Consider the following 13,703-nt stretch of genomic DNA (forward strand, 5'->3'; position numbering starts at 1 on the left):
TGACGTAGGAGTGATTCGATGAGAAAAGTTTTGGTAGCTAACAGAGGAGAAATTGCTGTACGGGTATTTCGTGCCTGTACAGAATTAGGGATCCAAACTGTAGGTGTCTATGCAGAAGAAGATGAATATTCCGTTCATCGCTTTAAAGCGGATGAGGCATATCTAGTTGGTAAAGGAAAAAGACCGATAGATGCGTATCTTGATATTGAAGGGATTCTTGAGATTGCTAAAGCTAGTGGAGCGGACGCGATCCATCCCGGTTACGGATTATTATCTGAAAACTTACACTTTGCCACACGGTGCAAAGAAGAAGGCATCACTTTTGTTGGGCCAGAACTTCATCATCTTGATATTTTTGGCGATAAGATCAAAGCGAAAACAGCAGCAATCGAAGCTGGTATCGCATCGATCCCTGGGACAGATGGTCCAGTAGAGTCAATTGAAGAAGTTTTATCATTTGCTGAACGTCATGGCTATCCAGTCATGATCAAAGCAGCATTAGGCGGTGGCGGTCGTGGGATGCGTGTAGCATATGACGAAAAAGGCGCTCGCGAAGGATATGAACGTGCAAAAAGCGAAGCGAAAGCTGCTTTTGGTAGTGATGAAGTCTATGTTGAAAAGTATATCGCTGATCCGAAACACATCGAGGTCCAGATCTTAGGGGATACCCATGGAAACATCATCCATCTCTTTGAACGTGATTGTTCAGTCCAGCGGCGTCATCAAAAAGTCGTAGAAGTTGCTCCTTGTGTTTCGATGAATGACCAACAGCGTCAACGTATTTGCGATGCCGCTGTCCAGTTGATGAAGCATGTGGGATATGTCAATGCAGGGACAGTCGAATTTTTAGTGGAAAATGACGAATTTTACTTTATCGAAGTCAACCCACGTGTCCAAGTGGAGCATACGATCACTGAGATGATCACGGATGTCGATATCGTAACGACCCAATTATTGATCGCACAAGGAAAAGATCTGCATAAAGAAATCGGATTGCCACAGCAAAGCGAAATAAAGATCAAAGGTTCAGCCATTCAATGTCGGATCACAACGGAAGACCCATTGAGTAACTTCCTACCAGATACTGGTAAGATCGATACGTATCGCTCACCAGGGGGCATGGGCGTCCGTTTAGATGTAGGGAATGCCTATTCAGGCTACATCGTTACCCCATACTTTGATTCACTTTTAGTAAAAGTTTGTACCCATGCGGCTGATTTTGCAACAGCGATCCAAAAAATGGAACGTTGTTTGAGAGAATTCCGTATTCGTGGAGTGAAAACAAATATTCCATTTATGTTGAATGTCATCTTGCACCCAGAATTTCAATCAGGACAAGCTAAAACGACGTTCATCGATAGTACCAATGAATTATTTGACTTCCCACGCTTACGTGACCGTGGAAATAAAACGATGAAATACATCGGAGAAATCACGGTAAATGGTTTCCCTGGCATCGAACGTGGTGAAAAACCATATTATGATGCACCACGTATGCCAAAAGAGCTGATCACTCGTCCGGATTACATCACAGCTAAAAATGTCTTAGACAAAGACGGCGCTTCTGCATTAGTGGATTGGGTCAAACAACAAGAAAATGTGTTATTGACAGATACCACGTTTAGAGATGCCCATCAAAGCTTATTGGCTACTCGTGTGCGCACAAAAGATTTCAAAGAAATCGCGCGGTTGACTGGTGAAGGGCTTCCGGAGCTGTTTTCAAGCGAAATGTGGGGCGGTGCTACATTTGACGTCGCCTATCGTTTCTTGAATGAAGACCCATGGAAACGCCTGAGAAAGATTCGCTCCTTGATGCCAAATACTTTATTGCAAATGCTCTTTAGAGGATCGAATGCTGTCGGCTACTCCAACTACCCAGACAACGTGATCGCTGAATTTATCAAAGAAGCAGCAGCACAAGGCATCGATGTCTTCCGGATCTTTGACAGTCTGAACTGGGTACCACAAATGGAAAAGAGTATCCAAGCCGTTCGTGATACAGGGAAAATTGCAGAAGCGACGATTTGCTACACAGGTGATATCAATGATCCAAGTCGTGCGAAATACAATGTGCAATATTACAAGGACATGGCAAAAGAGTTGGAACAGTTAGGCGCTCATATGATTGCAATCAAAGATATGGCAGGACTGTTGAAACCGCAAGCTGCTTATCGCTTGATCAGTGAATTGAAGGCGACAACGGATCTACCAATCCATTTACACACACATGATACAAGTGGCAATGGCATCATCACTTACTCAGCAGCAACCAAAGCGGGTGTCGATATCGTCGATGTAGCGATGAGTGCGATGAGTGGAAATACTAGCCAACCAAGTATGAGCAGTTTGTATTACGCTTTGGTCAACGGGCCACGTGTACCAGAAATCAATATTGCAAATGCGCAACAGTTGAATCACTATTGGGAAGATGTTCGCATGTATTACAAACCATTTGAGAATGGCTTGAATGCACCTGAAACTGAAGTTTATATGCACGAAATGCCAGGTGGACAATACTCGAACTTACAACAACAAGCCAAAGCAGTTGGCTTAGGTCATCGTTGGGATGATATCAAAAAAATGTATCACACAGTAAACTTGATGTTTGGTGATATCGTCAAAGTCACGCCTTCTTCTAAAGTTGTAGGCGATATGGCCTTGTTCATGGTCCAAAATGAGTTGAGCGAAGAAGACATTTACGAAAAAGGCGAGACATTGAGTTTCCCGGAATCAGTCGTTACCTTCTTCCAAGGTGAATTAGGCCAACCAGTAGGCGGATTCCCAGAAAAACTCCAAAAGATCATTTTGAAAGGTCGTCCAGCCATCACCGAACGTCCAGGATTGTTCGCTGAAACAGTAGACTTCGAAAAAGTCAAAGCAGAATTAGCTAAAAAGATCGGCTATGAACCAAAACAAGAAGAAGTCTTGAGTTACTTGATGTATCCACAAGTCTTCTTGGATTATCAAACCGCTTATAATCAATTTGGCGATGTCACATTACTGGATACACCGACTTTCTTCCAAGGAATCCGCTTAGGTGAAACGGTCAATGTCCAAATCGAAAAAGGCAAGATCCTGATCATTCGTTTGGATGAGATCGGTGAACCTGATATTGAAGGAAACCGTGTGTTATTCTTTAATTTGAACGGCCAACGAAGAGAAATCACTATCAAAGATACGTCGATCGTCAGTGCGGTAAAAACTAGACGAAAAGCAGAACCAACCAATCGCGAACAAATCGGTGCGACGATGTCCGGTTCAGTTCTAGACGTCTTGGTGAAAAAAGGCGATACGGTCAAAAGAGGCGATACATTGATGGTTACTGAAGCAATGAAGATGGAAACGGCCATTGAAGCACCATTCGATGGAGAAATCGCACATCTCTATGTTGTTGCTGGCGATCCCATTGCCTCAGGAGATCTATTGATCGAAGTTACAGAAAAATAAGAAAGGAGAGGGAACATTTGAAACGACTAGGTCTATTTATAGCAACACTACTATTCGTCACGTCGGCTTTATATTTGGAGCCAGTAGTGTTCCCTCCCAAACTTGAAACATCCACGCAAGACCAACAACTGATAGGAAATCAAAATCAGGTAACGTCTTGGAAATACCAGGAGCTAAATGCGACTGGCTTTTCTACATATATTGGTCGATCAGTCACCGAATTAGAAGCAAAGATTGGTTCACCTAAAGATCGTTTGACGAGCGGATTCGGCTTTGAGATCAGATATTATCAAGATCCAATTCAACAAATCGTACTTGAAGCAAATATACAAAATGACCGAGTGGAGGCTATCAAAGTTTTAAATGCGAACGCAACTAGTTTGACACCATTTGCCGTTGGCATGACTATGCAGGATCTGACAGAGATTACAACGATTTTTCCGAACTTCACATTTGAATATGAAGAGACAGAAGTCGGAATCGAATTGACAGAAGAAGACATGAATTATCGTCCCTTGATTGCTTTTGATAATGGTACATTTGCGATGCTTTTCTTTGATCAAGATACAGGTGGATTATTTTCAACAGTTTATTTAAATAAGAAAAGCTTATTGAAATTAATGCCTTACCAGGTCTTTGGGGAAGGATTGCCCCACTACGAAATGGATAGTTCAGCAGACTGGGAAAGTATCAATCAATCAAGAGAGCGTGTCATCATTCGAGTGTTGACGAGATTACGCCAAGAAGCTGAACTGCCTGATTATCATTACTCTCCAGATTTTATGATCCAAACGAATGTACTGTTAACAGACTTTATCGAACAACCAGAAGAATGGTTGGCAGAAAATCGTTTGGCAGAGTGGCAAATGGCAACACAGACTTCGCAAACTACAGTTAAATTTACGTTGTCAAATGATGAAATCAATCGCTTAGTGGAAAAACGACAATTAGATCAAACAACTGGAATTTTCATGCATCCAATCATTGATCCGACTTTTTCAGTTTTATTGTTATATACTGATCCTTATTATCATGATCGATTCTTGGAAAAAGAACCAACACAGTTAGGCGTTGCGTTTTCGAAAGAAAACATGTTAGTCTTAATGAAGGAAAAAGAGGAGACTAGTGAAAGCAGTGATAATCAATGAGGAGTTGTTTGAACTGGAGGACCAGTGTCATCAGCTTGTTCAAACGATTGTAACAAGTGAAATGATGGAACAATATCTCAAAACTAAAAAAGAGATGGAAACTTCTATCAACGTCAACCAGTTAAAAAATGATTTTATTGCAAGCAGACAAGCATTTGAAGAAATTTCACCTTATGGAAAGTACGTTCCAGAGTTTCGTGAAAAACAACGAACTGTACGCCAAGCCAAAAGGCAGTTGGATCTAAATGAAGAAGTAGCTGCTTTTCGAATAAGTGAAACAGAATTACAAAAGATACTAGATTCCATTGGAAAACAACTTGCACATACGATTTCGACGGAGATCAAAATCAGTGCAGGTAGTCCATTTTTTGAAAAAAGTGAAGGGTGCGGAGGAAACTGCCATGGACATAGAAAATAAAGAATTTGAACAAACACATCGGCGAGGGTTAGTCGTGTGGGTATATAGTTTAAAACAATTGAAAAATCTTCGCAAATTTGGATTAGTGCATTATGTCTCTCGTAAAATGAAGTATGTGATCATGTATTTAAATGAAGACAACTATGAACAAACGGAAGAAAGGATCAAGAAATTACATTTCGTACGAAATGTCGAACGTTCTTATCGACCAGATATCGAAATGAATTTTGCTGAAAAAATCGGTAAAAAGGCGGATACAAAAGAAGAAGGCTTCGAGATCGAAGAATTAAACACCAAGATCCGCTTAGCTGATCACGTTTTCTAGTAAAGAGAGTCCAGCGTTATAGTTAATAAAATCGGCGAAAATGAAGAAAATGTGATAAAAAGATTTTGAATAGTTATAAAAAGTTAAATTAAGAAAAAATAGACTTGAGAATTGACGATTTTAGTCGGAATCAAGTCTATTTTTTTGGTATACTAATAACAGTATGTTTCAAGGAGTGAGTAGATGCGAGTAATTTCAGGAGATTACGGCGGTCGCCGTTTAAAAAGTTTAGCAGGGCCAAATACTCGACCGACGTCTGATAAAGTCAAAGAGTCGATATTCAACATGATCGGTCCTTATTTTAATGGAGAGGTCGTTTTGGATCTTTACTCAGGAAGCGGGGGTCTAGCGATCGAAGCAGTTTCCAGAGGCTGTAGCTACGCAATCTGCGTGGAGAAAAACTATCAAGCACTAAAAATAATCAAAGAAAATATTGAAATCACAAAAGAACCAAACAAATTCAATACAATGAAATTAGATGCTGATAAAGCGATTGAGTCACTGGCGAAAGAAGATCAAAAGATTGATATTCTATTTTTAGATCCACCTTATGCTAAACAAAAAATCGTCGATCAAATTGAACGTATGGAAGAATTGGCTCTTTTTCAGGATGCTGCCTTGATCGTATGCGAAACAGATAAGTCAGTGGAGCTTCCTGAGACAATAGGAAATTTTCAACAAATCAAACAGCAGACCTATGGCATCTCTGCGGTGACCATTTATAGAAAAGAGGAAATATAAATGAGAAGAGCTTTATTTCCAGGGAGTTTCGACCCATTGACTATGGGACATTTAGACACGATCGAACGAGCTGCGAAGTTGTTTGATGAAGTGATCATCGGTATCTTTATCAATACATCAAAAAAAACATTGTTCACGGCTGAGGAACGCTTGGAATTGATCACACAAGCAGTCGCACACTTAGAAAATGTCCGAGTGATCCACCAAGAGACACAGCTGACAGTGACGACGGCAAAAGAACTAGGTGTTCAAGCGCTGGTTCGAGGTGTTCGCAGCTTCAAAGATTTTGAATATGAACGTGACATTGCGCAAATGAATCATCATTTGAGTCATGAATTGGAGACGGTGCTTTTTATGGCAAAACCAGAGTATAGCCATATCAGCTCAAGTATGCTTAAAGAAGTTCTTTATTTTGGTGGGGACGTGAGCGCCTATTTACCTACTGTGATCAACGAAGCATTAGCTAGAAAGCGTGAAAGTGATGCAGAATAAGAAATGGTGGAAAACATTATCCGTAATCCTTTTAGGTACGTTATTAGCAGGCTTTGTCATTGTTCCTTTACCCTATTACGTGGAGGCTCCAGGTGCCACGATTGATCTTAAAGATATGATCACAGTCAATGATCAAGAAGATAAAGAATCAGGCTCTTTCTCTCTCACTTCTGTAGGAATCAGAAGAGCAACAGGATTTGGTGTCGTCTCCGCACTGCTGTCAAATTTCAAAGATGTTATCAGTGAAGAAGAGTTGACTGGTGGAGCGACAAATGAAGAATATAATCAGATGCAAAAATATTATATGGAATCCTCACAAAATGCCGCCATTGAGCAAGCCTTGAAACTAGCGAATATTCCGTATACGATGGAATTCAAAGGTGTCTATGTCATGGGCGTCGAAAAAAATTCGAGTTTTTACAAGAAACTATCTGTTGGCGATACAGTCACGAAAGTAGATGGGATGAGTTTCAAGAGTGCGGAAGAATTTATGGAGTACGTGAAAGGACAGGAAGTAGGACAGGTTGTCACAATCACCTTCATCCACAATGGCAAAGAAGAAGAAGCTTCAGGTAAACTGATCGAGTTATCGACAGATAAAAAACCAGGAATCGGGATCACGTTGACCGACCATACAGAAATCGCCACAGACACTGAAGTGACAATCAATTCTGGTTCAATCGGTGGCCCTTCAGCAGGCTTGATGTTTACTTTGGAGATCTATGAACAGTTGACCCATCAAAACATCCGTAAAGGGAAAAAAATAGCCGGTACAGGGACAATCAATAGTGCAGGTGAAGTGGGACGAATCGGTGGAATCGATAAAAAAGTGGCAAGTGCAGACGAAGCAGGAATGAATATCTTTTTTGCGCCAGATGATACGATTTCTGAGGAAGTGAAAAAAGAAAATCCAGATATCAAAACGAATTATGAAGAAGCTAAAGCTGCGGCTAAAAAACTCAATACATCGATGAAGATCGTTCCGGTCAAAACAGTGCAAGATGCCTTAGAGTATCTTGAGAACATGAAATAAACGGTTTATCGACTTGTATGTTTTGTACTCATATTTTAAAGCGAGGTCTAGACATGTTTAGCCTCAACAAATAATGCGCCATCCACGAAAATTGTTTTTTAAATTTTTGTGAGTGGCGCATTAATTTTTGAAGAGGTTCTATCTGTTCTCGGCGTTTATTCGGTTTAGATGGTATGAAAGGGCTAATGTCCCCTCTTTTTCTTTTTTTTCAATAATTACAAAAAAACGTTTTGTTATTTTGTAGGTAATTTTAAGTAAGTTTGCTACCATATTAAGAAAAGAGTTAGAAAGGGGCAAGATAAATATGGAACAACCAAGCGATCGCCAATCATCATTTGATATCGGAGAATATTACTCCGAAAAAAAGTATAAAAAAAATTTTGGGCACTTGCGGAAAACAGCAGACTTTAAACGTGTATTAATTGATTTTGACAAACAACTGGAAGAAACGAAAGATCAACTGCCAAAACATCGAAACGGTGTGTTGTGGACTAGACGCTTACTTGCAGAATTTCGACAGAAAAAGTTGAGCAAAGCGGGTAGAGTTTTCAATTTTATTCTTAGGCGTAAGAATAAAGAGCCTGAAAAATATGAGAATACACTAAAGGATTTGAACAGTAAATATTTTAAATCAGAATATATTCAATCGATTGTTGATAAAGATGTATGGATTGATCCAAAAGAAATCGTTGATGAAATCAAGCACTTAGCTTCAAGAGCGAAATCTATCCCTACGGCTCGCGGGTTGGAACTAAGGGAACAGTTTCGAGCACAACCTTCGGAGCAAAAAAAATGGCGTCAACCTGAAACAGAAGAAGAATTACACTACAGTACCCTTTCTTTCCTAGAGGAAGGTGGAGAAAGCGAGAAGTCGCGCAAGATAACTATCAATAGAAAAGATGACCCCGTCATTTACGCTGTGATCCGACGAGAGGACAATGGGGAAAAAGTCTCATTAAATATAGAAGTTTCTCATAATAAAGAGAAACGAATCGAAAAACCTATAACTAGACACCACAGAAATCCTTCCGTTCATGGCGAGGTAGCCTTTACTGGTCACCATGAGCAACAAATCAAACAACCAAGACGGTTATCACCAATTTCAGAGTTGCAAGAAAATAATGGGAGAAAAAATTCATTGAAAGATGAGTTTGAACGACGTGATACGAAACTTCGAGAAGTAAAATCTGCGATCAATCAAGGACTTATTTCGTCAAAAAATTTATCTGGAGAAGGCGCTGTGCAATCGGTGAAACAACGGATTTGGGAAATAGAGAACGGATCTGGGAAGTCCGACCGTATGGTTTTTAATAGTCATAATGACTCAGACAAACGTTCATTTGGCATGACCAAACAAGCAGCAATGAGTAAGTCAGGGGAAAATCGACCACCAGCTCCGCCTTCTCCAAGTTTGAAGCCGAAACCAAGGATAGAACCAACTAGATAAACCCTGGATATAAAAAATAAAAGAAATAATCATTTGAGGCGTATCTAATATTGAAGGAACATCGCAGTGTAGATGTTTTTTCACTATTTTTTAGAAAGGAAAATGAAATAGCAAAGAATACCAATGAAGAAAATAGTTCAAGAAATCTTTGATTCGCCAAAACGCCTCATTCTATTTTTTATATGCAGTGTATCAGTTAGTATGATCGTAGGAGTGGTCATATACCGTCAGATCGCTCCAACTAAGATCCATGAATCTAGTAACATACCGTTGATAACTGCGACAAGCTCGGATAGTTACCAAAAAACTGCGACAACCGAAACAACGACAAACGACCCAATCATGTATGTAGACGTGAAAGGAAATGTCCATCGACCAGGAATATACGCATTTACAGACGAGGAACGTGTATTTGATATCATTGAAAAAGCAGGAGGATTGACTGCACACGCTGATGAAAAACAAATCAATTTTGCTGCAAAAGTTTCGGATCAACAAGTGCTTTATATTCCCCAAGTTGGGGAAGAGATGCCTCAGTTCGCAGAGGAAAAAGAACAGACAGAGGAAAAGAAAGTCAATCTTAATACTGCCAGCCTTGCTGAATTACAGGAGCTTCCAGGAATCGGGGCAATGAAAGCACAAGAGATCATCAATTATCGCGAAGCCAACGGTTCCTTCCAAACAATTGAAAGTTTGAAAGAAATATCGGGATTTGGCGAAAAGACAGTTGAAAAACTGAAAAACTTCGTTACAATTACAATAGAATAAACCAATGAGGTGACAAAATATGAGCAATGAACGAATTCCTTGGGATCAGTATTTTATGGCACAAGCCGTATTATTATCATTAAGAAGTACATGTACACGATTAGAAGTAGGTGCCACATTAGTTAGAGAAAAACGAATCATTGCGGGTGGTTATAACGGCGCAGTGAGTGGGGATGTTCATTGTATCGACGAAGGTTGCTATGTCGTGAATGGTCACTGTTTACGAACGATCCATGCAGAAATGAATGCGTTACTCCAATGTGCAAAACTCGGAGTTCCTACAGAAGGGGCAGAGATCTATGTCACCCATTTTCCATGTTTGGCATGTACAAAAGCATTGCTTCAAGCAGGAATCAGGAAAATCCACTACTTGCATGATTATCGCAATGACCCTTATGCACAGTCATTGATTACCCAATTAGATGCATCCGTCCATCAAGTCAATTTAGATATGAAATATTTTGCTAAACTTCAACAAGAGTCAACAGGAGAGCTTGATTAAACAATTTGGCGAACAAGTTCGTAATTACTTGATTTTACCAGCAATGTCTTCGGTCATTTTATGTTTCGTTTACTATAAGGAGCATGATCTGTCTCGCTTGATCGTTGCTGGTCTTTTTCTTCTGGTACTATTCAAACACAAGCAAGCGGTGATCTATCTTTGTTGTTTTTGCAGTCTGACAGTCTGGTTGGCTTGTCTTCGTTCAGAGGTTCCCTCGATTGATCACACAAGAACAACTGAAGAGTTTTTATTGATGACCGATACAATTCAACGGAATGGCGACTGGTTGACTGTAGAGGCGCGAAGAATCCCCACAAAACAAAAAGTCCAGCTAAGTTATCAAGCCAAAACAAAAGCAGAAGCACACCAATGGGAAGACTTTCGCGGGTATCCGATCGAACTTCGAGTAACTGGCAGTTATCAAACATCCGAATCGTTGCGTAATCGTTATGCATTTGATGCGGTCAAATATCTGAAGGGATCACGAACTAGTGGTCAGTTCCTTGGAACTGATTTCGAAGTCCTGCCTTCAACAAGGGGAGGGTGGACTCTATTTCGTGACCTCCGTGGAAAAGCAATCAATTATGTAAAAAAACGCTATCCTGAAAAAATAGGAATGTATATTAACGCGTTACTTTACGGTTATCGTGATGCTTCTTTTCGCGAGTCCGAATCAATTTTTAAAGCCACTGGATTACTGCATCTATTCGCAGTTTCTGGGATGCATGTCCACTATTATTTAGGATTTTTGTATTATCTTTTTCGACGAAGTGGTTGTCTTTTGTCTATTACGATTCTTCCACTGACATTGCTTACAGGGGGGTATATCCTATTAGCTGGAGGCTCATTTTCTGTGGTTAGAGCAGGGAGCTTATTTATTTTGAAGCTTATACTTAAATTGGCAGAAATCAAACTATCTACGCTTGATTGCTTTTCTTTGAATCTATGGTTGCTTTTATTGTTCGATCCATTGATCCTGCTTCAAATGGGTGCGCAATTAAGTATATGGATGAGTTTATTATTTATGACATTTTCTCACTCATCAAAAGGTTGGAACAATCGTTTATTCTATTTATTCCAAACAAGTGCAATTCAATTACCTTTAAGTGCTTGGTATTTCTATGAGTGGTCGTTTTTAGGTGGCTTATTCACGACACTTGGCATTCCATTATTCCAATACGTCCTTCTTCCAGGGGTGATCATTCTCTTTTTAGCAGGCAACATCCTTCCGCAGTCTTTATTAGAAATCCTCGAATCGTGTTTGATGCTCTTTGAAGACTTCCTCTCTTTTTTTGATTTCTCCACACTGACAATCGGGCAACCCGCTTTTTATTTCGTTTTATTGAGTATTGTCGTCCTCTTACTTTTGTTTGAGAGCGTAACGATTCCCCCATGGAAAACAATCATTTATTCATTATCACTCCTCCTCAGTTATTTCTTGATACCATTACTTGATGCCTCGACTACGATCACCTTTATCGATGTCGGACAAGGCGACAGTATCCTACTAAAAAGTCCGATGAAACAAGAAGTGATTGTAATCGATACTGGGGGCAGATTAAATGTTGAAACAGAAGCGTGGCAGCAACGTATTACTCGTCCTTATGCAGAAAATAATATCGTTCCGTATTTAAAAGGACAAGGGATCACCACGATTACAAAACTATTTCTCACACATAATGACACTGATCATATCGGGGAATTAGAAACACTCTCGTCACATTTCACCATCAAAGAAATTTACATTGGTTGGGGCGCTGCCAAAGAACCAAAGTTTCGCGAACGATTGATAAAAATTAGTCAGTTAGGAACCAAGATCATGGAAGTCAGGCAAGGAGATCGAATATCTGCTTGCTTTGACTTGTACGTTTTGATGCCAAGTAAAGAAGGGCAAGGAAAAAATGAAGATTCAGTGGTTCTCTGGTTCGCATATAAGAAGCAGCGCTTTTTATTACTGGGGGATTTAGATCAAGAAGGGGAACTCGACCTGTTGAATGCTTACCCAACATTAAGGGCGGAGGTCGTGAAACTAGGACATCATGGGAGTCGTAGTTCGAGTCATCCTATGTTTTTGGCTGCTTTGCAACCAAAGATCAGTATCTTATCTAACGGGCTTGACAATCGCTATGGCCATCCTCATCCTGAAGTCCTTGACACGTTGGAAAGCTTAGAGAGTACAGTTTATCGGACAGACAAAAATGGGGCGATCACTTTTTATTGGCATCCTATTTGGACCAAAAATGGCCAACTTCAGAAAATGATAGACTAGCAATTTTTGTTTTCTCGTGATAGGATAAATTGGAAAGTGGTGAGAGATGTGAGTATCCAAGTTGAACTACAAAAAATACGTAAAGATAAGCTCGCACCTTGTTATCTCGTTTTAGGAACGGAGAAGTTTTTACAAGACCAAGTGCGTACAGAAATCCTCAAGAAAATACAAATATCAGGAGAAGATGACCTTAATTTTCTGCGATTTGATATGACTCAAGCAACGATCGATGACGTAATCGCTGAAGCAGAAACCTTACCGTTTTTCGGTGATCAACGGGTGGTTTTTGTCGAAAACCCTTATTTTTTGACGGGTGAAAAAAACAGCAACAGTATCGAACAAAACACAGATCTTTTAGTAGACTATTTAAAAGAACCGCTTGAATCAACCGTACTCGTCTTTTTTGCGCCTTATGAAAAATTAGATGAACGAAAAAAAGTTACGAAACAATTGAAGAAAACGGCGATATCGATCAATGTTCAGCAATTGAATGAAAAAGAAGTGCGACAGTATTTATTGAACACATTAGAAAATACACCGCTTACTCTAGATCGTAAAGCAATCGACCTTTTTTTACGATTGACTGATTTAGACTTATCAAAAATGATGGCAGAATTAGATAAATTGATGTTATATGGACAGAATCAATCAGCAATCTCTGCGAAAGAAATCGAACAATTAGTGCCTAAGACATTGGAACATAATATCTTTGACATGACACAATATATGCTTTCTGGAGATACGGAACATACCCTGCGATTATTTGAAGATTTAGTCACACAAGGGGAAGAGATCATCAAGATCAATGCAATCTTACTCTCCCAACTACGATTGTATCTCCAAACGAAATTTTTAGTCAAAATCGGGTACCAACAAGCAAACATTGCGGAAACTTTGAAAATCCATCCCTATCGGGTAAAATTGGCGATGCAAGAAGTCAGAAAGTTCGATGAACGAACATTAGTCCAATTGTTCGACCAATTAGTCGAGATGGACTATCAAGTGAAAAGTGGGCAAATCGAAAAGAAATTGAGTTTTCAATTATTCGTTTTTCAGGCAGCTGAAAGACTAAAAAACAAGTAAAGACAATCGCAACAAAAAACACACAGTTTT

General features: G+C 39.7%; 12 protein-coding genes. All 12 read left to right on the plus strand.

The features are described from left to right. The first annotated feature begins 18 nt into the window (after positions 1–18). Entirely contained in the window at positions 19–3,447 is a 3,429-nt protein-coding gene (locus tag IGJ14_RS05740; protein WP_019723754.1) for a pyruvate carboxylase, read from the plus strand. A gap of 17 nt (positions 3,448–3,464) precedes the next feature. After that, positions 3,465–4,595, plus strand: coding sequence for a CAP-associated domain-containing protein (locus tag IGJ14_RS05745; RefSeq protein WP_019723753.1), 1,131 nt, complete (start codon positions 3,465–3,467; stop codon positions 4,593–4,595). Then, entirely contained in the window at positions 4,582–5,013 is a 432-nt protein-coding gene (locus IGJ14_RS05750) for a YlbF family regulator (protein ID WP_065096766.1), read from the plus strand. The genes IGJ14_RS05745 and IGJ14_RS05750 overlap by 14 nt, the downstream gene beginning before the upstream one ends. After that, positions 4,997–5,338, plus strand: coding sequence for a YlbG family protein (locus IGJ14_RS05755; protein ID WP_034689324.1), 342 nt, complete (start codon positions 4,997–4,999; stop codon positions 5,336–5,338). Before IGJ14_RS05750 ends, IGJ14_RS05755 begins: the two co-directional genes overlap by 17 nt. 183 nt (positions 5,339–5,521) lie before the next feature. Next, the gene (gene rsmD / locus IGJ14_RS05760) at positions 5,522–6,079 is read left to right on the plus strand and encodes a 16S rRNA (guanine(966)-N(2))-methyltransferase RsmD (RefSeq protein ID WP_019723134.1); all 558 of its coding nucleotides are present in this window, start codon (positions 5,522–5,524) and stop codon (positions 6,077–6,079) included. Beyond that, positions 6,080–6,571 carry a pantetheine-phosphate adenylyltransferase gene (gene coaD / locus IGJ14_RS05765; protein ID WP_019723133.1) on the plus strand — a complete coding sequence of 164 codons (492 nt, stop codon included), beginning with the start codon at positions 6,080–6,082 and terminating at the stop codon, positions 6,569–6,571. After that, complete coding sequence (locus tag IGJ14_RS05770) at positions 6,561–7,604, plus strand: SepM family pheromone-processing serine protease (protein WP_019723132.1); 1,044 nt, start codon at positions 6,561–6,563, stop codon at positions 7,602–7,604. The genes coaD and IGJ14_RS05770 overlap by 11 nt, the downstream gene beginning before the upstream one ends. Before the next feature lie 304 nt (positions 7,605–7,908). Next, positions 7,909–9,051 (plus strand): hypothetical protein, encoded by a 1,143-nt coding sequence (locus IGJ14_RS05775; protein WP_229049050.1) that lies wholly within the window; start codon positions 7,909–7,911, stop codon positions 9,049–9,051. A gap of 123 nt (positions 9,052–9,174) precedes the next feature. Further along, entirely contained in the window at positions 9,175–9,819 is a 645-nt protein-coding gene (locus IGJ14_RS05780; protein WP_029594023.1) for a helix-hairpin-helix domain-containing protein, read from the plus strand. A 19-nt stretch (positions 9,820–9,838) separates the two neighbouring features. Then, complete coding sequence (locus tag IGJ14_RS05785) at positions 9,839–10,321, plus strand: ComE operon protein 2 (protein ID WP_019723128.1); 483 nt, start codon at positions 9,839–9,841, stop codon at positions 10,319–10,321. Further along, on the plus strand, positions 10,314–12,590 hold the full coding sequence (locus tag IGJ14_RS05790) for a DNA internalization-related competence protein ComEC/Rec2 (protein ID WP_019723127.1): 2,277 nt from the start codon (positions 10,314–10,316) through the stop codon (positions 12,588–12,590). The genes IGJ14_RS05785 and IGJ14_RS05790 overlap by 8 nt, the downstream gene beginning before the upstream one ends. A gap of 36 nt (positions 12,591–12,626) precedes the next feature. Then, the gene (gene holA / locus IGJ14_RS05795) at positions 12,627–13,673 is read left to right on the plus strand and encodes a DNA polymerase III subunit delta (protein WP_029594021.1); all 1,047 of its coding nucleotides are present in this window, start codon (positions 12,627–12,629) and stop codon (positions 13,671–13,673) included. Positions 13,674–13,703: the final 30 nt, after the last annotated feature.

It is taken from the genome of Enterococcus sp. DIV1304_2 (assembly GCF_050555445.1).
GTDB lineage: Bacteria > Bacillota > Bacilli > Lactobacillales > Enterococcaceae > Enterococcus_B > Enterococcus_B pernyi.